A 19178-nucleotide genomic window follows, 5' to 3' on the forward strand; every position below is an offset into this window, starting at 1 on the left:
CTGAAATCAGCATCGCCTCGTCGGGGGCGGGAACGCGATAACCGAACATTTCGTCTCCTTTAAGGGGCGTCGGTGACGCCGCCCAACGCATCCAGGGGATCTGCCCACTCGATGACGCCGACCTGCCCGAACGGTCCCCTGCCTTGACAGTTGTTCGTTCAGTCGTCCTCTGAGCAGGTGAGTCAGGCCGGCGGTTGGCCGCTTGGCACCCGGGCAAGGTGATCTTAGGCGGTGCCGGTGAGGGTGGCGAAGGCGACGATGTTGCCAAGGTAGGTGTGGGTTCCAGGGTCCCAATTGCCGCAGGTGATGAGGCGGAGTTGGGGCCGGTCAGCGTTTGTGGCGTAGACGTCGAGGGTGGGGAAGTCGTCCTTGGGGTAGGCCCGCACGGAGTCGGTGGTGAAGGCGGCGGTGGTGCCGTCGGCCCGGGTGACGCTGATGCGGGTGCCCGCTTTGAGGGCGCCGAGCCGGTAGAACACGGCGGGCCCGGTCTCCTTCGAGTCGACGTGGCCGAGGATGACGGAGGCGCCGAGCTGACCGGGCGTGGGTGAGTTCTTGTACCAGCCGGCCTTCAGGGGCTTCCAGGGGACCTGGACGGTTCCGTCGGGGTTGCGGCCCAGGGACAGCAGCGTGGTGTGGACGCCGATGGCGGGGATATCCAGGGCCACCGGTACGGATGCCGAGAGTACGGGTCCGGTGAAGGAGTGCGGCGCCGGTGTGCCGGGGGGCCGGGGTGGTGTGGGGGGTGCCGTGGTAGCCGGTGCTGCCACGGCTGGGGGCTGGGGTGGCGGGACGCTGCTGCTGGGCCCGCCGGTGAGGGCGACGGCGGCGCCGGCTGCGGCCAGGGCCAGTGCTGCGGTGAGTCCGATGATGGTGCGGCGGCGGGTGCCGCCCCCCGCCGGACGGGGGGCGGCGGCTTCCGGGTCCGGCTCGGGGCTGGTGCCGGGCCCGGTCCCGTCGGTCATCGCTGGGCTGCGGCGTTCCTGCGCCGCAGGATCAGGGTGCCGGCCAGTGCCGCGACCGCTGCGGCGCCCAGGCCGGTGGCGATCAGATCAGCGCTGTTGCCGCCGGTGGAGGCCTGGGTGGCTCCGTCACCGGTGCCCGCTCCCCCGGTGGGCATGGCGTTGAGGGCTCCGCAGATGGCGGGGGCGGTGGCTTCCTGGGGGAGCTTCGGGTCCAGCTCGCTGGCGCCCAGGACGTTGTCGTACTTGCCGTTGTGGTTGTAGTCGATGCCGTGCACGACGATCACGGCGTTGTCGGCCCGCACTGCGGCCGCCACGTCCGGGGTCACGGTGATGGTGCGGGTGTAGTGGAACGAGCCGGTGGCCGGGAAGCGGTCGATGGCCAGCGCGCTGTTCGGGCTGGTGTCGCCCTTGGTGGTCAGGGACGTGCCGATCTTGCCGTAGGCGGGCAGACCGTCGGTGGTGCTGATGGCTTTGTGCCCGTTGTGGTCATGGGCCGCGTCCGCCTTCGGGCATTCACCCGAGCCCTTGATGTGGATGTGCTGGGCGTGCGGGGAGGCGTCGAGCAGCTGGTTGGCGGTCACCGAGACGGTGGCCTGGTTGCCCGACAGGGTGACGGTGGCCATGCCGGATCCGTCGACCATGTTGGTGGCCACCGGGTCGAGGGTGGCCTGATAGTTCGCACCGCCGCCGGTGGACTGCGCGGATGCCACCGCGGGCAGCGCCAGCGGGATGGCGAACGCGGCGATACCCACCAGGGGGAGGAGAGTCTTGTTCATGGCGTGCTCCAAACGAACCCCCGCGGCAGTCCGGTGCCGTATGGGATGAGGGGCTCCTGTGCCATAGGGAGGAACAGCGACCGAAGGGGCTTTACCAAGGCCGCCGGGATCAACTCACACCCTGTATTCGGAACTGACACCAGCACCGGATGGGTCTGGGTTGCGGTAAAGCCCAGAAGACCGTCGTGCGGCGATCGCGCCCTCTCCGAGCCTTCCGGACAAAACACGGATGTACGGGGAGTATGGCCTTCCGCTCTCCGCTCCGGAATCGTCCCTGGTCAGGGCCTCCACGTTTGCGCAACCAAGCCGCGCGTGCGGCGGGCGCTCTTGATGGCACATTCGAGCCGGATTCGATCCGGCCGGAATGACCGCCCTGAAAATCACGCTCTGACCTGCGGCGATATAAGGCGGCGGACGAGTCGGCCATATACGCCGGGGACAATCACCGCAGCGCTCTCACCTGCGAAGACACCTCCAGCAGCCCCCTCCGTGGCTACTTTGATGGCTACTTACCGTGTCGGGCTTCAACTGGCCCAACTAGGAGCACCCCTCGCGGAACTCCTAGGGGCAGCCACAAGGGCCAGCCGCGCGCAGCCGACCTTCTCTGTCAGACCGTCCACTATATGGACATGTCCTGTGACGTGCGACACAGCACCATGGAATGCGAGGAGTTCGCCGGGCGCACCAGGGAGGGGTTTCTCCGGAGATACGGAGCCCGTGCTCCGCCAGGCAAGAATTCACCTCGGGCGAACTGCGGTCCAGCCTCCCCCCGCGCCAATCGCCCGTGAGGATTGACCTCATTCCCCAACCCGCGGGATAGACGGCGGCCGACCCCCGGGGCCTTGCTGCACAGCAAGCACCGACGCCGCAACCTGGGCGTCAGTCAGTCCCGAAGACAGTTCGGCGCTTTCTGCGGTGGAACGCAGGCAGAAATGCCACGCCATTGAAGTCGATTGAGAGGTGCAGGCGGTTCGCCTGCATTCGGACCGACGCCCCTCGGCCGAGCCCCGGCGTGCCGCCGCACCTCGGCAACGCCACCTGGAGGGCGCTCGTGCATCTACGCGAACCGCTCTCGGCGCGCCACGTCGGCCGCCGGCCGCGGCGGGAAGCAGTCCACCCCAGTTGTTGGGTGCGGCAGCAGAGGCCGATACACGGCAGGTCCTCCCCCGCCCGTTCCCGCTAGCCCGGGAGTCGGACGAGTGCAGGCGGGCTCCCACTCCCGCGCCGCTCGGACCGCCTAGAACTACTGCGTGCTTGATCGAACCGGCACTGACGCCCAGGTCGTGTAGCCGCCCTCGTCGCCGCGGTACTGGCCGAGGTCGTCGACAAGGCGGCGTACGAGGTAGAGGCCAGGCTCTTCCTCGGGGGCGGGCAGAAGTCTGTGCATCTGCCCCATGGAGACTGTGATGTGGGCGCCATCGAACACGACGCGGCCGATGATGTCGGCGTTGCACCGGTGTCGAGCGGTGATGTCCGTGATTTCGGTGACTACCGCCAAAACATCCCGGCTGGTCGCGTCAGCAACGGGGTTCCCCTTCAGGAGCATGGGCAGAGTTCGGCGGACGAACGCAGCCGTCCGCGCCATGGCGTCGAGCGGGCTGACTTCGGGACCGAGCGTGAACGTGATCTCGCGGTTCATCGTCAGTTGCTGCCACAGCGCCGTCGCTGGCGCCTGCTGGTGTTGCTCAGTGGGGAGATGCCTCACGTACCCGTCCCGTCGCGCCGATTTCGAATGCCCGTTCGATCTCCCCACCGTAACAGACAGGGATCACCCGCTTACGTCGCGCGAGCAGTCCAGCACGAGGGCCGGAGGAGCAAGTTCCAGTTGCTATCCTAAGCAGAAGTTCGGCCATTTTGCCTATCGGTATTTAACTCAGAATCAACGGAGGGGGGAGTCGCCGTGACCCAAGCCCACGGGGCGCAGACTCCGGAAGAGGCGCCAGACGAGCCCGCCAGGGGCACCTTCGCCGAGCGCCTAGACTTCTTGTGCCGCAACGATCCACGCGGGCCCTTCAGCAACCCGCAGGTTGTACAGATGCTGGAGGACCGGGGTCTCCCGAGCTTCTCGGGCACCTACATGTGGCAGCTCCGTACCGGCAAAGCCAACAACCCCACGCTGAGGATGATGGACTCGCTGGCGGACCTGTTCGGAGTACCGCGGGACTACTGGCTCAACGCCGCCACGGCGCAGTCCGTTAACGCCTTGATCATCAAGCTCAACGAGTTGAAGGTCTCGGGTGCAACGCCCGACGCCCTGCATCGTCAGCTCGCCAAATTCACTCAGAAGATGGCCGAGGGCACCGCCCCCGAGGCACTGGCGGCGCAGTTGGATGAGCTGGCCCGACTGAGTCGACATGGGGTGAGCGCGGAGACGCTGAAGAGCCTCCAGGACCAACGCGTGTCCAGCATCGCGATGCGATCGGTCGGTCTCAGCGACGCGGGCCTATCCACCGTGAAGTCCTTCATCGAAAACTTCCGCCTAGCCGAAGGGTTGCCGGCCGAACTGCACACCCCGACCGAAGGCGATCCGGGGGCCACCTGACAATCAGCACGAGGAGCGATCCATGAGGCGCCGCTCACGCCGCACCAACCGAGTCGAGGGAGCGGCACTGGCGCAGCCAGTCCTCGACAGGTGCCGCAGTTTCGTCCGGTCTCTGGATCTTCCTCGCGTTGAGAGTGTCCGCGAGCTGCGCGGATACATCGAGAAGCTGATCGGCGAACCGATCGTCATCTCACCGACCCTCCCCGCTGATGGAGGCACCCCGTGTGGCCTGGTGGTCAAGGTCAACGGGGTGAACTACATCGGGTACGACCCGAGCACCAGCACCATCCACCAGGACGACATCATCGGACATGAGTTCGGCCACCTTCTCAAGGGACATTCGGGCACCCAGGAGGTACCGCCGGCGTCCGCCGAGGGGGTCATCCTCGGGGACGTAGACCTTGACCTGATTCAGATGGTTCTGTGCCGGGCCCGGTACGACGACGAGCAAGAGCTCGAAGCCGAGATCATCGGCACCTACCTGCAAGCGCATGTCCGCCACGCGAACAGCACTCCTGCCACGCAGGGGGCGGACGCTGATCGGGTCATGCAAACCCTCATACGACGGAAGAGCAACACAGAGTGAGCGCGCTGCACCCCTACTGCCTGGCCATATCCAGTCTGGGATTCGTCCTATTGCTCTGGGGTCTGAAAAGCAGCAAGACGAAGACACACCCAGCGCTCCTGCTGCTGGCTCTGACCTACCTGGCCTCCGCCGGCTCCTTCATCATCGAGATGCCGCCGATCTGGTCCCGCATCGACAGCACCTTCGGCGTCACCAACATCGCCGTCCCGCTCTCACAGAGCTGGGTCATGCTCGTGTGCACCTGCCAGACCAGCGTCATCGCCTACTGGGCCTACGCCCCCAGCCAAGCCCGACGCGCAGCGAAGTGGTTCTTCGCCGTCGGCGCTGTCGTCATCGCGGGCCTGATGGTGACCTTCTTCCAGATCCCTCCCGACGACTTCGCGACCTTCCAGGTGCGGGAGTGGTCCTACGCCACGTACCTGAGCATCTACATCGCCGCCTACACCGCCGCTCAGGCGTACCTAACCGTTCAGTGCTGGAAGCTCGCGCGCCGCGTGGGAGTCTCCTGGGTAGCCTGGAGCCTGCGCATCATCGCTGTGGGCGCTCTCATCACCATCGGCCAGAGCGTTATCCGCTCCGCGAACCTCCTTGGCATGGCCGATGTGAAGTGGCTCGACCTTGCGTGGCTGTGCGGCGACCTGGGCGCCCTGCTCACCAGCATCGGCTACCTCCTACCCACCCTCGTCGACCGCGGGCGCGAAACCTACACGTGGGTCAACGAGCACTACACCTATCAGCGTCTCGGCCCGCTGTGGGAAGCCCTCCACGGCGCTTCCCCGGAGATCACCGCGGTCGAGGCCCCGTCGCAGCGCAGCACCTTCCTGCGGCTGGGCTCGATCAACTTCGCCCTGTACCGGCGCAGTACCGAGATCCGCGACGGCATGATCGAACTCCGGCCATACCTACGCGCCAGTGCCCGCAACTCGGCCGAAGCCCGCCACGTGCAGCTCACCGGTACAGAGTGCGCCGCGGCAGTTACCGCCGAGCAGATTCGCGACGCGCTACACGCTCATCAGGAAGGGCGCCCGGCCGCGACCCCGGTCGAGTACGCCGACTCCCGTGTGCCGGCTGATACTGCGGCGCAGGAGATGCGCCTTCTGCTGCGTATTGCCTTCCACTTCAAGAGCCAGGTCGCAGACGCAGCGCCTAACTCTTCGTTGGCGCCCGCGGCCGGCTGACGGATCACACCTGGACGCTTCACGCAGTGCAGGACGCCGCCCGACCCGGAACACGCGGGTCGGGCGGCGCGCGCATCTACAGGACTTCGAAGCCGCGTACCGCCGATTCGATCAGTCGTACCGCGGTTCGGAGACCCCGCTGGGGGCGCTCCGAGAGTGACGGCACGCAGCGCTGCGCCGCCGCGTCGTACGCTGTCCCCAAGATCCCCGCGTGATCGGTGTCGACTGGCTCCCAGTGCACCGGCCATCCCCGATCGAGTACGGCGCGCGCGAATGTCTGCGACTCCTGCCAGTCCAGGACGTCGTCCGCCGTCCCGTGCGCCAACCACACAGGCACCGGCGCGGCGGTCGTCACAGCCAGTTCCTCAATCGGCGGAGTCCCTGACGAGCGCGCCACGAGGTCGTAGCGACCGGACAGACCGACCACCGCGAGCGGGCGCCATCCGTCCACCAGCTCCGGACGGAATGCCATCGACACGGCCGGCCCTGCCCCGGCCGACCAGCCGGCTGTCACCAGCCGCCCGTCTCCCCCGTGCTCGCCTGCGTTCTTCCGTACGAGTTCCAGTGAGTTGAGCAGGTCCGCTTGCCCTCCGTCCTTCGCGTCCGACTGCCAATCTGCAGCGAACGCCGGAATGCCCAGGGCGGCAAGCTGCTCCCCGATCGCGCCCATGACGTCCCGCTCATTTGGCCCGAGTCCGTGCCACAGGAGAACAGCAGGCCGGGGCGCTACACCGATGTGTGTCGACTTGTACACATCGACCAATTTGTTCCGGTCGGTCCGTATCGTCAGCCGCTCGACACCGTTCGCCACGTTGATTCCCCTGTTCGCCGTTCATCGCTTCTTCGACCTGGTCATGGTCGGCTCCCGGCCCGTCCTGATCAGGATGAGCCCGGAGCACGAACCAGAGTACGAACCCAGTCGCCGCCACACCAAGATCGCGAACCGCGGCCTTGACCCTGCGCCCAGAGCAGCAGGGTAGCGGTGACGCTGCTACGCGCCCGGCAGAAGCGCCTTGTGCTGAGAAGGCCAACAAGCTGATAGGGCAGTGCAAGTCTGGGTTGTCTGATTCCGCGGCCAGTGGTGATGCGACCTGCGAAGCTGGGGTCCGTCGTTCGTGTGCCGTGCGGGCGGTCAGGAATCAGGGCAAGGCGGGGGAAGGACTCATCCATGCCAGTCATACAGGCGAGCCTCTGGGGCCTCCTGGGTGCGGCGCTCATCGAGGGCTTGGACTTGTACACAGCCATCCACACCAGCGACGGATGGCCATGGAAACGGAAGGGCAACCCAGCGATTGCCCCGTACCTCGTTGCCGTTGCAATTCGGCTGGGCGTCGGTACTGGTCTAGCTGCGGCGTTTGGGGCTGCTCATCAGGTCGCGGGAGCGCTTGCGGCGGTGACCGTAGGTATCGCTGCTCCGAAGATCCTGCAACAGCTCGCCAAACAGGGAATCCCCACGGGCAGCACGCAGTTGGTCGCAGTGCCGAGCCCGAGTCCTACTGGGGATGAACTACCGCAAGAGGATCTGGCTGCGGGCCCGGAGCGGCGGGGGGGACAGATCAGTGCGCGCTAAGTCCTTCGCATTTCAAGTTCTGGCTAACGTCGCTCGTACCTCGGCGCCGTTCGTTGAGAAGAGTGCCAGTGAAGCCTCGGGAAGCCCAGGGTTCCTTCCGGAGCTTCGACGGGCTCTTGCATCCAATTTGGCAGGAGACAGGGGGAGCAGAGGGGGCGCCGGCGGCGATCACCCGGGCCTCGCCGGAGAAAGCAAACCACCTGAAGTGGGCGGAAGAGCCCGGGGGCACGACCGATGCCCGTCGGGGACTGCGCCGGTTCCCCCCTTCCGCCCCACCATCGTGCCTCCCGTTGGGCCACGGCCTCACGTCACAGGCAATTCCCTGCTGGAGTTGGCTGCGATAGGACTGGAGGAGGCTCGTTCCTTGCGCTCCCCATCGGAGCAGTACGCGACGGCTCATTTGGCTGCACTGCGTGCGGCCGCAGCCGTTCTTGCCATACGGGGGCGGCCAGAGACAGTAGGGGCTCGGCGGAGACCGCGCATTCGCAGCGCATGGGAGGTCTTGCCTGAAATTGCCCCCGAACTAGCCGAGTTTTCCCGGTATTTCGGAGCAGGAGCTCGAACGAGAGCCAGGGCCGAAGCTGGTATCGCTGACGCAACAAATGCACATGGCGCCGAGCAGATGATTCGGAATTCCGAAGATTTCTTGGAGCAAGTGAGACAGCTCCTTGAAGCCTCAAAGAGCGGATTCCCTGTGGTCGCGGAATCAACGGATAGCGAGTCTGAGTCCTCGGCCCTTGCTGCCCTCCCTCGGTGGCTGGTAGATGAGGCCCGGCTCGCGTAGCGGTCCGTGGGTCACCATCCTTCGGCCGCCCGACCGCAGGCCGACGCCGCCACCACGGATTCGACGCTCGGCCCGGAACCGCGACTACCGATCAATGCGGTTCACAAACCACGCTCAGGCGCGAGGGCGGCCAGGCCGGGCCGCCGCAGGGGTGGCCCGGCCGGCTGTTTAGCGGAGGGGTTGGTGATCCATTCGGCGAGGGCTTCGGCGGTGCGCGCACTGTCGACGGCGCACCCGTCCCCGTCGACGCCCCACATCTCCTGAATGTCGCCGCCCTCGTTGATGCCCGCGTACCAGCCCGTGTGCTCGCTGGCGCGGTGGACCGCGCTCGACATTGGCCACGGCATCCCCGGCAGGTCGACGACGTGGAAGTAGATCCAAAGTCCGGGTGACCGGTGCACCACGTGCGAGTAGCCGTCGACGTCGATCAGGTACTCCGCGGGGATGTCCCACTCGGCCAAGGCAGCGATGAGCAGGTCACCGGCGATGGGATCGGCGGCCCGCTGCTGCTCCAGCTCGTGCGCCAGCCTGTAGCGGCCGACCACCCGCAGGCCGGCCGGGGTGAGGAACACGTGGTTGAGCGCCGCTTCACCTTTCACTGACCCGTCGGTCGGACGAACAGCTCCCGTCGTGGCCCGGAACTCGACCAGGGCCGAACCAAGGAGGGATTCCACGACGGTCGGCGACGGGGTCAACGCGAGCTTGCCGGTCATCAAGTCCGCGCTGAACACCGCGTCATGTTGCTCGGGAGCCAGCAGCGCGGCGCGGCCCGCTCTCGTGATGCGCCAGTGGGTGAATCCGCTGTACCCGGCCATGCGGGCCAGGTTGGCACCGTCGCCAGCGGCGGTGACTTCCACGATCCAGCGGGCGGCGTAGAGGTGGTCGAGGGAGTTGGGGTTCGTGCCGTCGGGCAACCGCCCCTCGGGGTGGGCGGCGGCGGCCTGGAGTACCTGGAGCTGGTACGGGGTGGGCTGCTTGGTGTTCCGGGGCATGGCGAGGCGTCCTGTCTGGGTGCAGGGAGGATCGGGGTGCGGTGAGGGTGCCGGGCGGCGGCACGTGGCGGCACCGCCCGGCGACTCGGCTACTGGATGGCGGCGATGATGGCCGCGACGGCGGCCCAGCTCTTGCCCCGCGACAGGTACACGGTCACGGTGGTTTCGTCGCCGTCCGGAGCGCAGGCCGGGATCTTCACGTTGATGAACTCGGCCCCGAGCACCGTGGTGCCCCAGCCCTGGTAGTGGTCTCCGGAGTAGCCGTGTTCTCCGTCGATGTTGGAGAGCGCGGGTGCGGCCCGGTGCAGGCGCAGTGCCGCTGCTCCGTGAATGTGCGCGTCGGAGGCGGGATCCTGCCGCGCGGTGGCGACGCGCAGAGCGGCTTCCGCGATGGGCAGGGGCACGTGGTGGAGGGTGAGTCGGATACTCGCGGCGCCGCCAAGGCTGCTGATGGTGACCGAGACCGATCCGACGGGCAGTGCCCAGTCGATGTAGGCCCATCCGTAGTCCCAGACGGGGCGGACCCGTTGGCCGATCGCGGCAAGCAGGAGTTCGACGGCCTCCGGGACGGTCGTGACGGACCCGGGTGTCAGCGTGTGCGCGCTCATGGGGTGGCTGCCCTTCGTTGGGTGTGGTGGCGGGTTGCTCTCCCACCAACAGCACAAACTATACAGCACCGAGCGCCTTGTGGTGGATTCACGAGAGAGAACGTGGGGCCCGGCGCTGTACGTTTCCGCACCGACCCGGGCCCCGGGCTCAGCTAGGGTCGCCGCACGGACACCCCGATCACGTTCACCGCGCCCCGGTCGTCCTCCACGTGAAAGCCCCGCTCGCTCAGCGTCCGCTTGTACGCCCTCACGGCCTGGCGGAACCTCGCACGCTCCGATGGATCCCGGGGCAATCTGTTGTCGCCGTCCTGGCAGTGCTCCACCCATACCGAGTCGCGAACGAACGCCGGGGCGTACACCGCGAAGCCGTCGTTGACGCCCCCCGCCTGGCGCCGCGCCCGATGGCCGGCCTCGCGGAGTGCCGCCGCCACGTGATGGGCGAACGGGTCCTCTCTCGCATCGCACCCAAGGGTGAGTTGCGGCGGCCGGTGCGCGGCCGGCTCGACGCCCGGCCTGCGGAACACCGCTCCCTCGTGCATGGCTTCGCTCTCCTGGACCCACCCGGCATCCCGCAGTGCCGTGGCGCACTGGGTCATGAACTTCTGCCAAGCTCGGCGGTCCTCGATCGGCGCGTCCGGGGACGGCTTCATCTCCCGCGCGTTGATCGCGGGAACAACCCACGCTGCGAGGGCGTCGCCATCCACTGGGTAGAGCCGCGCACCCGTGCCCCGCATGTAGTCGCTGCGCAGCATGGGCACGCCGGCCGCCATCAGCGCCTTACGTGCCGCGGCGAGGGTGATCGGCCCGTCCCCGTTGGGAAAGCCCGCCATTGAGCTGATGACGGCCGTCCGCGCATCCGGGCGGGGAGTAAGACGCATGACGTGCGGACGGTCGCCCTCAGGCTCGCTGAGTACCAACGTCTCGTCCGGCCCCCACTCGGCGCGCCCCCCGTCCTTCTCCTGCAGAAGCACCCGCAGGACGAGAGACACCACGACGTCGCGCGGCACAGGGAGCTTGGTGCCCGGGTGCTTCCACCAAAACTCCGTGAACCCGCCGACAAGGCTCTCAGCACGATCCCTCAGCGGCACGATCTTGGCTGCTGCGGCGGCGTCCAGGATGAGAACATCGCCCGCTACGGGGCTGACCACCGCCGCGTATCCCTTCTTCCGCAGGAGCGTGGCCATCGCTGCACCTCGGGCGACGCCAGGCGGGCGGAAGGCCGCAACCTGGGCGACGGGCGGCCGCCACTGAACGAAATACGAGGCGTGCAGCGAACGCGCGTGCCGCGGTCCCCTGGCCTCGTCCAGGAAGAACCCTTCACGGTCCGGCCCCGCACACGGAAACATGCGCTTCATGGCGAAGTGGATGGGCGCGTACTGGGGGGTGACCAATCCCGGGAGCTTGTGCTCGCGCTGGGCCAGCCGCCACACCAGTGCATCCAGCACGGCCCGCTTGCGGCTTGCCCCCTGCCGGATCACTGGTGCCCGGCCTTCCCCCTCCCACAGCCGGTCAACGCTCCACCATTCGACGTCCCGGTACACCTCGAACTCGCCCTCGTCAGTGTGGAACCGGTAGGCGCGGCACCCGTTCTCTGCGGTGACGGTGCGCAGTTTCGGCATGACGACATGGTCGACGGCGGTGGGGCTGGTCGTGGGCATGAAGAACCTCCGGATGGCGAGGCGGATGGGAGCGGGGGTGAGGGGCCGGGCGGACTCGTATCGGTCGGTCCGGCCCCACACCGTCAAAGCAGGGAGGTGGCGGCCTGCACGTACAGGTGCGTAGTGACGCCGTACTCACCCGTGGACCGCACATAGATGCGGCCGTCGGCGACGCTGACTGACTTCTCTGCGTCCGGGTTCTGGTCCGACAGCACGGTGAGACCGCCGCTGACCGTGTCGATGGGCAGAGACAGAGGGAGTGTCGAGACGACATCCGGGTCGTTCCGCCGGTCAGCGGGCACCATGTCCCGCAGGCTCCTGAACGTTGACTCGTTGCTGCACGCCAGGAACGGCAGCATCTCGGAGCAGTCCCTCAGCCCAAGGGCAGTCGCATCCGGTGTGGTGAACGAGACCCCGGGCAGCGGGAGGGAGAACGGCGGGAACGTCGGTGTGAACCGGACGGACGCCTGACCGCCGGGACGACGGTGGGTCAGCCACCGACTCACCGCCGTATCCGAGAACGTGACGGGCTCAGCACCGGACAGGATGCGCCAGACACCACCGTGACGAACCCAGGTGCGGCCACTGACGGCCTTGGTCACCTGGTCGCCCTCCACGAAACCGATGGGCCGGGGCGGAAGCGGCTCAAGGGTCGTCAAGGCAACGGGGGTAATAGACATGCGGGATCTCCTCAGCAGTGATCGGGCGAGGTAGTAGTGAGCGGGGCGGCGGGGCGTACGGTCCACCGGCGGGCAGCTCCGAAAGGAGGAGATGCAACCTGCCGAGCGCGCAATTTTTGGAATATTTGGACCGCTCTTACGCGCGCGGGCGCGTTGCGCGCGACTGCGGTGGTCCAGTGGTTGCGGGGTGGTGGTGCGCGCCCTGCTCCGTGTCGCGACGTGGCCGGCCTGGGCACGGGGCGGGGCGCACCGCCCGGGGCCGGGCGGGGCGCGGTGCCGTCGGCGCTATGCGATGTAGTCGGCGAGTGCGGTGATGAACGCGTTCGCCACGTCGGCGGGTGAGGCGTGGGCGGGGGCGAGGGGCGGCCCGGTGAAGAAGTCCGTGGTGCCCTCGTCGCAGGTGTGGCACCAGCCGTCGCGGAACAGGGCGATGGAGTGCCGTACGCCGCCGTGTTCGAGAGCGACACCCCACGTCTGGCACATCACCAGCTGGGCGCGGGCCCCGTAGACGCCGTGGCCGATCATTTCCGCTTCGATCTTGCGGAGCGTTGCGAACGCCTTGCTGCCTTGGAAGGTCCGGGCCTTGCGCTGGGCGCTGGCCCAGGTGGCGGGGTTGTCGTCGGCGTACTCGCCGTTGAACTGAAGATCGTAGATGCGCTTGGCGGGGGCAGCCACGTCATCGGCCTTGGGGAGGTCGGCGGTCCAGATGGTGGCGAGCAGCGGCATCTCATCGGCGGGCGGGGGGCCGTCGAGGAGGTCGACGCGGGAGACGCGTCCGTCGGGGAGGGTCTCGACCATGACGTACACGGGGGCGCTGGGGGGAGCGGTGAGAGTGCTCATGGTGGTGCCTTTCGTTCGGGCGGTCCCGTACGCCCCGGGTTGCTCTCCCGGGGCGTACGGGGTTTGTGTCGTTCCGGGGTGTTCCCCTTCCGACACCAGAACCGTACAGTTCCGAGCACGCACAGCGCAACCCGTGAACTAGATTCCCAGATCGCATGGGAAAAACTGAGATCAATTTTGTTCAATGACGCTCGGAGCTGTACAGATTAGCGACTGATGTGTAACGTCATTCCCACACCGCCGGACAGCACGGGGAGAGCAACCCCGGACAGTCCGCACCCGAACGAAAGGCACCCCCATGGCCGTTGAGACGCCGAAGCTGCACCCGGACATGCCGACTACGGCCGAGGAACTCGCCGAGTTGTTGGCCCCGATCGTGGCTGCGGCCGCCCGTATCGGCTCACCCAAGTTCGGGTTGTCGCCGCTCTTCCTGATGGAGCGCTTCACCACCGATCAGGCGCTGGACATGGTCCTGGCCGACTACGAACTGGCGCTCAACTTGGGCTTGACCAAGGCGCAGGCCATGGGGGCGGCCGGGGCCGAACTCCTCAAAGTCACCATCGCCGCCGTGAACGAGGCCAACGCCATTTTGGCGGCCGGTACCGGCTCCCTCTGATCTTCCCGCCGCACTCCACCTCGCAAAGGAACTCCGCCATGTCCCGCACCCGCCGTTACGCCGTCGCGGCCGCCCTCCTGGCCGGCCTGCTGCTCACCCTCGCCGCGAACATCACCACGTACAGCGGCTTGAACGCCGGGCTGGTCATCGGGCCGCCCGGATACTCCGTCGGCATCGAATGGCGCGGTGAGCCGGGGACCTACGCGGACTTCGACGGCGTCGACAACGACGCACGCTGAGCGGAAAGGGACTGCACCGTGAACGCCATCCCCGCAGCGTCAGCCGTCCAGCTCTTCACCCCCGACTGCACCAGCTACGGCCCGTACGTCGGTCTGCCGCTCGCATCGTTCTGGACGCCAGGCTGCCGACACCTGTTCACCCGGAAGACCGCGCAACAGATCGTGGACGACCTGCACAACGACGAGTGCGGGCTCACCGCCGAGTGGCACGGGGACGTACTGCGCTTCACCTGGGCCACGGAGTACCGCGACGACGCGGGCACCGAGGACGTCACCCCCGACGCGCACGGCCGGTACGCCATCGGCGGCCTGTGGCCGTGGGACGAGTGGGGTGATCACTCCTTCCCGTCCGCTGAGCAGTGCGCGTACGGCGTCGGTGCGGTCGAGTGCTGGCTACCGGCAATGCCCGAGTCCGTGCCCGTCGCGATGAGTGGGGCCTACGCCCGGGGCCGCGCGGAAGCACTCCGCCTGATGCTGCGCCCTACCGAGTCCTAGCATGCCGGCGCCCCGGCCGCTTGGCCGGCGTGGGGGCGCAGCACCGCCCCCACTTCATCCCTGGCAACGGAGGTAACGCCATGCCCGACACGACCCCTGAGACCAATTGGACCCGGATGCGGCCGTCCGACTTCAACGCCAAGCTCCCGGCGGAAATCCCGGGCATCGGACCGGATGCCCCGCCCCCGATCCTCGCGGTCCCCGACACGGCATCGGGCACAGAGGCGTTGTTCGGAGAGGAACCTCCGCCCACCCCGCCGCCCGCCCGCCGCGCCGCCCCTGTTGCCCTGCCCGACTTCCTGTTCTGACCCGCCCACCCGTACGGAGAGAACCGTGACCACCATGACCTGTGCAGTCCGCGCGCTGGCCCGCCCCCTGGACGTGGCGCACACCGCGTACGTCGTCGGGGCCGCCCCTGCCGCGCCGCCCCAGACCGTACTGTCCGGCCCGCTGTTCCGGGCGTTCCTGCGCAGCAACCTGATGCATGGCGGCGCCGCAGCACTCGACGAGGGAACCGGGGAGGTCACGTTCACCGTTGGCCGCCGCGTGTTCGCCGCTGAACCGACTGGGCACCCGGGCTGCGCCCCGTGCGTGCGCTGCGCCCACTGGGCGCGTGAGCACGACTTGCCATGGGCGGTCAGTGCCTGCCGACGCTTTCAGATGCGGATTGGCCACCGGCAGCAGCACGAGGGCGCCGCCGTGGGGTTCGACCGTCAGATGGGATCGACTTGGTACCGGTTCGAGATCAGCCCCCCGACTGACGATGCACCGGGCGGCCGGTTGCGGGTGCACCGCTACCCCCGGCACGGCGAGGAGCAGCGGAACGTCCACGTCTTCGACATCCCCGTTGAGCGCCGGAATGCCGTGGTGGCGTTGGCGGACCCGCAGCGTGCCGCCCGTGCCCTGGGCAACGCGCGGTTCGACCGGCTGCACCGCCGTCGTTGAGGTGCTGCGCCCCTGGCCACGCGTGGCCGGCCCGGGGCGCCGGTCGGCGGGTGTGCGGCTGGTGCGCTCCGGGGGCGCGGGGAATCGGTCGATCGAATTTCGCCGAACGCATTGCCCCGCGTGCTCGGTGCTGTATAGTTTGAGTTGTCGGGAGAACGCGGCGGAGAGCAACCGCCGACCATCCCGCACCCACCCGAACGAAAGGCACTCCCATGGCATCTGCCCGTAGCGCCAACCGCGCCCGCCGCCTCACCGCAACCGCCGTACTGCGCGACCGGACCCGCACCAACCGGGTCGCGAACAAGCCGGTCAAGTGCAGCGACTACCTCACCGCCCAAGGCCACGACACCGAGTTCATCAACCGGTACGGCTCGATGTTCGGGAAGCACGTCGTCAACGCGTACCGGGCCCTGAACCTCGGCGCGGAGCCCCAGAAGGTCCGCAAGCTCATCAACGGCCGGTGGCGCAAGGTCAACGGCTACAAGGCCACGGACCGCGCGTTCGCCTACGGCTACACCTCCTACCCGCGCACCGCCGCCTACGCCGTCACGTACGCGGTCGCCGCGTAACCCTCCCGCCCGTACCGGGGCGGCTTCCCCGCCGCCCCGGTACGCCAGCACCCCGTACAGCCCCCACGACGGCGGAGAGCAACCGCCGGAACACCCGAACCGAAAGGCGTCACCGTGTCCGTCTCCCTGGTCAAGAGCCCGTCCCGCGCCACGCTCGCAGCCACCCGCCTCCACCCGACTCCTGACCGCATGAACGACCTCGCCGGTGACCTGATCATCCTCGCCTGCCTCACCGACGACCCGGACGTCTACTGGGCCCTCCTGCGCGCCGTGAACGCCGCCACCATCGCGTCCAGGTACGCGGTGTTCAGCGGCCAGTACCTCGACCGGGTGTTCCTCACCGTCAGCGGCGCACTGACCACCTACGAGGCGTACGCGCTCCAGCCCACCGACGGCTGACGCCGCCTGCCGCGCCCCGCACCCCGGGGCGCGGCACCCAGGGATGCAACACCGCCCACCGTGGCGCACTCCGGCGCAGAGCAACCGCCGGTCACACCCGAACCGAAGGGACACCCCGTCATGACGCATATCGACGCCGCCCTGTTCATCTCGACGCCCGTCATTCGGGCCGCGACCGCCGCCGCTCAACTCCATCTGCGGATCCAGGGTGACCGGTTCACGGCCATCACCCTCGCCCCGAACCTGCAGGGCACCGCGTACAACCTCACCAACGTCGCCCTCGGCGGCCCGGACGGCACGGTCTTCACCGCCCTGGACCGCCCCGGCGATCACGTGTTCCTCACCGAAGAGGCCATCGAGCGCCAGGCCGCCGCCGCGACGCTCGCCGCACTCATCGCCACCATGCCGGTCCTGCCCGGCGGGCTGCGCATCCCGCTGCGCCCCGGCCGCTGAGCCCGGACACAAGGCACTACCACCCGGCACCCTCACCGCCCGACCACCCCGCTTGGAAGGCCCCTGATGACTGCTGCGCCGCTCCTGGACCAGGACCAGCACGACGTACCGCCCACCCACCCCGGCTGCAAGGTCGCCGCCCTCCTGCCCGCCCGCACCGGGCGCACCTGGGCCGTGCGCGATTTCAGCTCCTCGTTTCGGCCCGCCGCCGTCCAGCTCACCGACGGCACGCGGACCCTGCTCATCGCGTTCCGCGCGACCACTGAGGTGTTCTCCCACACCCCGGGCATGAACCAGTACCTCCCGCTCGCGACGCTCCCCGGCACCGAGCCGGCCACCGTCGCCCGGGAGCTGCTGCGCAACGCCCTGCCGCAGGTAGACCAGCACCTGGACAGTGCGGCGTCGTCACTGCGACTCCCCGGCCGGAACCGGGCCCGCCGTGTGGCCGCCCTCACCGAGGTACACGCGGCACTGGCCGCCCTGGGCACCAACGCCGACCCGTTCGACCGGTCCGACGATCTCACCGGCCTGGACTGGACGGCCGCTGGCGAGCGTTGGCGGTTCTCCCTGCACGCGTGCAAGACCGTCGGCACCCTCGCATACGAGGGGCCCCTTGACGGCCTGGAGCGCGTCTTGCCGCGCATCCTTCCCCCGCCGCCCGCCCGGGTGCCGCGAAGCCTGTTGACCCACGTCTCCGGAGCAGTGGCCCGCCGCCTGATCTCCGCCTGGCCGCACACCCTCCGCCAGGACGAAGACGGTGACGTGCAATTCGGGACCCACCACGACCCCTGCGGATTGATCTATGTCGGGGACGCGAAGGCCCGCGCCCGCGACTCCTCCGCCGTACTCGCCGACATATCGCGCGTCGGCGTCGACCACCTGCTGACGATCCTGCCCGACCTCATCTGACCCTCCCGGCTGCGCCCGGCCCCGGACAGGGCGCAGCCGCCACCGCACAGGAGCCCAACCATGAGCGACATCCGTGTAGTCGAGCTTGTGCACGACCCGCTTCGCGAGGACCTTCGCGACGCCGTCCGCGAGTGGTTCGAGTGGGAGCACAAGCCGCTTCCCGACGCAGTCACGTTCTACGTCACGGGCGACTACGACGACGGGCCAGCCTGGGACACCTACGGCGCCACCCTCCACTACGGCGACCGTACCGAGGGCGCGGACGACTTCGAGCGAACGTCTGTCGCGGACGCCCTGGTCGAGATCAGCGAGGACGAGCGGCCGTTCGGCACCCCGCGCCCGGTCCTGCATCTGCGACTCAAGGCGGACACCTCAACCGCCGCCTGACACAGGTTCCGGCCCCCGGCCCACCCCCGCCGACCCTCACCAGAGAGACACCAGCATGAGCACCACGTACGACCCGAAGCCGGGCACCGATTACCCCATCGCGATCTCCGACATCGCCCGCGCCGCCGCCCGGATTCTCGGTGGCGAGTGGAGCGCGGAGTCCGGATGCTGGGGCGTCACCGGGCTCCTGGCAGCTCCCAACGGCGTCGCGTTCACCATCGGTGTCGACCACGAGGGCGACCTGTTCCTACGCACTGACCACACGGACACCCGGGACTACTTCCTGGACTCCTATGGGGTCTCCGACCTGGATGGCCTCAACAGCGTCGCCCGGGAAGTCGCTGGAGCCGCCGCGCAGGCAATTGCCACGCCCATCCGCCGCCCCCTCTGACCCCGTCACCGGCTGCGCCCGGCACCAACGGGCCGGGCGCAGCCGCCCAATCCCCACCCCTGGAGAGCACCGTGACCGTGACCGAGCAGTACGCCCCGACCGCAGAGCAGCAGTGGGAAAGCGCCGTGATCGGTGCCTCTCACGCGGCCGTTGCCTGGCTTCGGGAAAGCCTCCCGTCGCTGCGCATGATCACCCCACCGCAGCCCGGGGACGTGTTCGTAGGAGTCGCACAGTGGGACGGGCCGGTCACCGGGAACGTCACCATCTACAACGCCAGCGCGTTCTGCTTCCGCATCGACAACGCTCCCCGCGCCCTGGCAGAGCGGATCGTGGCCGCTGTCGTCCATGACGAGGATCACGGCCGGTTCCCGGGCGGTGACTCCACCCTCGCCCAGGTTCCCGCTGACGGACAGGCCCGCAACGTGTGGCTGGACGACCACGGCGCCGACGAGTTCACCATCACGGTCACTGCCCCGGACTGCGTGGAGATCGTCCTCGGCGCCGTCGACATCGACCACGCCCTGATCGTCTGCGAACTCCTCAATCCGGCGCCCACCGGCTGACGCGCAGCGCCCCGCAGACCCGCCCCGTTCATTCTG

24 protein-coding genes and 1 pseudogene are annotated in these 19178 nt (G+C 68.4%); 16 read left to right on the forward strand and 9 right to left on the reverse strand.

All coding sequences use genetic code 11. The annotated features are described in order from the left end of the window. Positions 1-224: 224 nt before the first annotated feature. From G3I60_RS04870 to G3I60_RS04880, 3 genes are all read right to left on the reverse strand, one after another. Positions 225-962: a class F sortase gene (locus tag G3I60_RS04870; protein WP_164293827.1), complete on the reverse strand. Its 738-nt coding sequence runs from the start codon at positions 960-962 to the stop codon at positions 225-227. Beyond that, positions 959-1738: a hypothetical protein gene (locus G3I60_RS04875; RefSeq protein ID WP_138359489.1), complete on the reverse strand. Its 780-nt coding sequence runs from the start codon at positions 1736-1738 to the stop codon at positions 959-961. The genes G3I60_RS04870 and G3I60_RS04875 overlap by 4 nt, the downstream gene beginning before the upstream one ends. A 1243-nt stretch (positions 1739-2981) precedes the next feature. After that, complete coding sequence (locus tag G3I60_RS04880) at positions 2982-3377, reverse strand: hypothetical protein (protein WP_164606527.1); 396 nt, start codon at positions 3375-3377, stop codon at positions 2982-2984. Positions 3378-3638: 261 nt separating this feature from the next. Between G3I60_RS04880 and G3I60_RS04885 the strand changes: the two genes are divergently transcribed. From G3I60_RS04885 to G3I60_RS04895, 3 genes are all read left to right on the forward strand, one after another. Then, the gene (locus G3I60_RS04885) at positions 3639-4280 is read left to right on the forward strand and encodes a hypothetical protein (protein ID WP_164606529.1); all 642 of its coding nucleotides are present in this window, start codon (positions 3639-3641) and stop codon (positions 4278-4280) included. A gap of 250 nt (positions 4281-4530) precedes the next feature. Next, entirely contained in the window at positions 4531-4866 is a 336-nt protein-coding gene (locus tag G3I60_RS04890; protein ID WP_164606531.1) for a hypothetical protein, read from the forward strand. Further along, complete coding sequence (locus G3I60_RS04895) at positions 4863-6044, forward strand: MAB_1171c family putative transporter (protein ID WP_164606533.1); 1182 nt, start codon at positions 4863-4865, stop codon at positions 6042-6044. The genes G3I60_RS04890 and G3I60_RS04895 overlap by 4 nt, the downstream gene beginning before the upstream one ends. Positions 6045-6120: 76 nt before the next feature. Here the strand turns inward: G3I60_RS04895 and G3I60_RS04900 are convergent, their stop codons facing one another. Continuing rightward, the gene (locus G3I60_RS04900) at positions 6121-6714 is read right to left on the reverse strand and encodes an alpha/beta hydrolase (protein ID WP_164606535.1); all 594 of its coding nucleotides are present in this window, start codon (positions 6712-6714) and stop codon (positions 6121-6123) included. Positions 6715-7957: 1243 nt separating this feature from the next. On the opposite strand from G3I60_RS04900, the pseudogene G3I60_RS45120 reads away from it, so the two are divergent. Beyond that, positions 7958-8398, forward strand: a pseudogene (locus tag G3I60_RS45120) (SAV_6107 family HEPN domain-containing protein); the annotation flags it as partial. 101 nt (positions 8399-8499) lie between these two features. Here G3I60_RS45120 and G3I60_RS04910 read toward each other — a convergent pair. The 5 genes from G3I60_RS04910 to G3I60_RS04930 all read right to left on the reverse strand — a co-directional run bounded on the left by G3I60_RS04910 (position 8500) and on the right by G3I60_RS04930 (position 13176). Continuing rightward, entirely contained in the window at positions 8500-9390 is an 891-nt protein-coding gene (locus G3I60_RS04910) for a hypothetical protein (RefSeq protein WP_164606539.1), read from the reverse strand. Positions 9391-9479: 89 nt separating this feature from the next. Then, entirely contained in the window at positions 9480-9998 is a 519-nt protein-coding gene (locus tag G3I60_RS04915) for a hypothetical protein (RefSeq protein WP_164606541.1), read from the reverse strand. Positions 9999-10150: 152 nt separating this feature from the next. Beyond that, positions 10151-11617, reverse strand: coding sequence for a hypothetical protein (locus G3I60_RS04920; protein WP_164606543.1), 1467 nt, complete (start codon positions 11615-11617; stop codon positions 10151-10153). A gap of 122 nt (positions 11618-11739) precedes the next feature. Next, on the reverse strand, positions 11740-12336 hold the full coding sequence (locus tag G3I60_RS04925) for a hypothetical protein (RefSeq protein ID WP_164606545.1): 597 nt from the start codon (positions 12334-12336) through the stop codon (positions 11740-11742). 285 nt (positions 12337-12621) lie between these two features. Beyond that, entirely contained in the window at positions 12622-13176 is a 555-nt protein-coding gene (locus G3I60_RS04930; protein ID WP_164606547.1) for a hypothetical protein, read from the reverse strand. Positions 13177-13474: 298 nt separating this feature from the next. Between G3I60_RS04930 and G3I60_RS04935 the strand changes: the two genes are divergently transcribed. From G3I60_RS04935 to G3I60_RS04990, 12 genes are all read left to right on the forward strand, one after another. Then, the gene (locus G3I60_RS04935; RefSeq protein WP_164606549.1) at positions 13475-13792 is read left to right on the forward strand and encodes a hypothetical protein; all 318 of its coding nucleotides are present in this window, start codon (positions 13475-13477) and stop codon (positions 13790-13792) included. A 38-nt stretch (positions 13793-13830) separates the two neighbouring features. Next, positions 13831-14031 (forward strand): hypothetical protein, encoded by a 201-nt coding sequence (locus G3I60_RS04940; protein WP_164606551.1) that lies wholly within the window; start codon positions 13831-13833, stop codon positions 14029-14031. 18 nt (positions 14032-14049) lie between these two features. After that, a complete protein-coding gene (locus G3I60_RS04945) occupies positions 14050-14526 on the forward strand; it encodes a hypothetical protein (protein ID WP_164606553.1) in 477 nt (158 codons plus the stop codon). Positions 14527-14606: 80 nt separating this feature from the next. Next, a complete protein-coding gene (locus G3I60_RS04950; RefSeq protein WP_164606556.1) occupies positions 14607-14834 on the forward strand; it encodes a hypothetical protein in 228 nt (75 codons plus the stop codon). A 25-nt stretch (positions 14835-14859) separates the two neighbouring features. Then, positions 14860-15471 carry a hypothetical protein gene (locus G3I60_RS04955; RefSeq protein ID WP_164606557.1) on the forward strand — a complete coding sequence of 204 codons (612 nt, stop codon included), beginning with the start codon at positions 14860-14862 and terminating at the stop codon, positions 15469-15471. 212 nt (positions 15472-15683) lie between these two features. Then, entirely contained in the window at positions 15684-16040 is a 357-nt protein-coding gene (locus G3I60_RS04960) for a hypothetical protein (protein WP_164606559.1), read from the forward strand. 114 nt (positions 16041-16154) lie between these two features. Next, a complete protein-coding gene (locus G3I60_RS04965; RefSeq protein ID WP_164606561.1) occupies positions 16155-16439 on the forward strand; it encodes a hypothetical protein in 285 nt (94 codons plus the stop codon). Between the two features lie 120 nt (positions 16440-16559). Continuing rightward, positions 16560-16892: a hypothetical protein gene (locus G3I60_RS04970; protein ID WP_164606563.1), complete on the forward strand. Its 333-nt coding sequence runs from the start codon at positions 16560-16562 to the stop codon at positions 16890-16892. Positions 16893-16958: 66 nt separating this feature from the next. Then, entirely contained in the window at positions 16959-17801 is an 843-nt protein-coding gene (locus tag G3I60_RS04975; RefSeq protein WP_164606565.1) for a hypothetical protein, read from the forward strand. A 60-nt stretch (positions 17802-17861) separates the two neighbouring features. Then, complete coding sequence (locus G3I60_RS04980; protein ID WP_164606567.1) at positions 17862-18188, forward strand: hypothetical protein; 327 nt, start codon at positions 17862-17864, stop codon at positions 18186-18188. Positions 18189-18243: 55 nt separating this feature from the next. Continuing rightward, complete coding sequence (locus G3I60_RS04985) at positions 18244-18579, forward strand: hypothetical protein (protein WP_164606569.1); 336 nt, start codon at positions 18244-18246, stop codon at positions 18577-18579. A gap of 71 nt (positions 18580-18650) precedes the next feature. Next, entirely contained in the window at positions 18651-19142 is a 492-nt protein-coding gene (locus G3I60_RS04990) for a hypothetical protein (protein ID WP_164606571.1), read from the forward strand. The last annotated feature ends 36 nt before the right edge of the window (positions 19143-19178 follow it).

This window comes from Streptomyces sp. SID13666 (assembly GCF_010548325.1).
In the GTDB taxonomy this organism is placed as follows: domain Bacteria; phylum Actinomycetota; class Actinomycetes; order Streptomycetales; family Streptomycetaceae; genus Actinacidiphila; species Actinacidiphila fildesensis.

What these genes read in the sequence shown, in the direction of transcription:
- G3I60_RS04935 (WP_164606549.1), top strand. Translation starts at nt 13,475, where the DNA reads ATGGCCGTTGAGACGCCGAAGCTGCACCCGGACATGCCGACTACGGCC.
- G3I60_RS04950 (WP_164606556.1), top strand. Translation starts at nt 14,607, where the DNA reads ATGCCCGACACGACCCCTGAGACCAATTGGACCCGGATGCGGCCGTCC.
- G3I60_RS04925 (WP_164606545.1), bottom strand. Translation starts at nt 12,336, where the DNA reads ATGTCTATTACCCCCGTTGCCTTGACGACCCTTGAGCCGCTTCCGCCC.
- G3I60_RS04900 (WP_164606535.1), bottom strand. Translation starts at nt 6,714, where the DNA reads ATGGGCGCGATCGGGGAGCAGCTTGCCGCCCTGGGCATTCCGGCGTTC.
- G3I60_RS04880 (WP_164606527.1), bottom strand. Translation starts at nt 3,377, where the DNA reads ATGAACCGCGAGATCACGTTCACGCTCGGTCCCGAAGTCAGCCCGCTC.
- G3I60_RS04930 (WP_164606547.1), bottom strand. Translation starts at nt 13,176, where the DNA reads ATGAGCACTCTCACCGCTCCCCCCAGCGCCCCCGTGTACGTCATGGTC.
- G3I60_RS04875 (WP_138359489.1), bottom strand. Translation starts at nt 1,738, where the DNA reads ATGAACAAGACTCTCCTCCCCCTGGTGGGTATCGCCGCGTTCGCCATC.
- G3I60_RS04980 (WP_164606567.1), top strand. Translation starts at nt 17,862, where the DNA reads ATGAGCGACATCCGTGTAGTCGAGCTTGTGCACGACCCGCTTCGCGAG.
- G3I60_RS04920 (WP_164606543.1), bottom strand. Translation starts at nt 11,617, where the DNA reads ATGCCGAAACTGCGCACCGTCACCGCAGAGAACGGGTGCCGCGCCTAC.
- G3I60_RS04960 (WP_164606559.1), top strand. Translation starts at nt 15,684, where the DNA reads ATGGCATCTGCCCGTAGCGCCAACCGCGCCCGCCGCCTCACCGCAACC.
- G3I60_RS04970 (WP_164606563.1), top strand. Translation starts at nt 16,560, where the DNA reads ATGACGCATATCGACGCCGCCCTGTTCATCTCGACGCCCGTCATTCGG.
- G3I60_RS04985 (WP_164606569.1), top strand. Translation starts at nt 18,244, where the DNA reads ATGAGCACCACGTACGACCCGAAGCCGGGCACCGATTACCCCATCGCG.
- G3I60_RS04915 (WP_164606541.1), bottom strand. Translation starts at nt 9,998, where the DNA reads ATGAGCGCGCACACGCTGACACCCGGGTCCGTCACGACCGTCCCGGAG.
- G3I60_RS04910 (WP_164606539.1), bottom strand. Translation starts at nt 9,390, where the DNA reads ATGCCCCGGAACACCAAGCAGCCCACCCCGTACCAGCTCCAGGTACTC.
- G3I60_RS04870 (WP_164293827.1), bottom strand. Translation starts at nt 962, where the DNA reads ATGACCGACGGGACCGGGCCCGGCACCAGCCCCGAGCCGGACCCGGAA.
- G3I60_RS04975 (WP_164606565.1), top strand. Translation starts at nt 16,959, where the DNA reads ATGACTGCTGCGCCGCTCCTGGACCAGGACCAGCACGACGTACCGCCC.
- G3I60_RS04940 (WP_164606551.1), top strand. Translation starts at nt 13,831, where the DNA reads ATGTCCCGCACCCGCCGTTACGCCGTCGCGGCCGCCCTCCTGGCCGGC.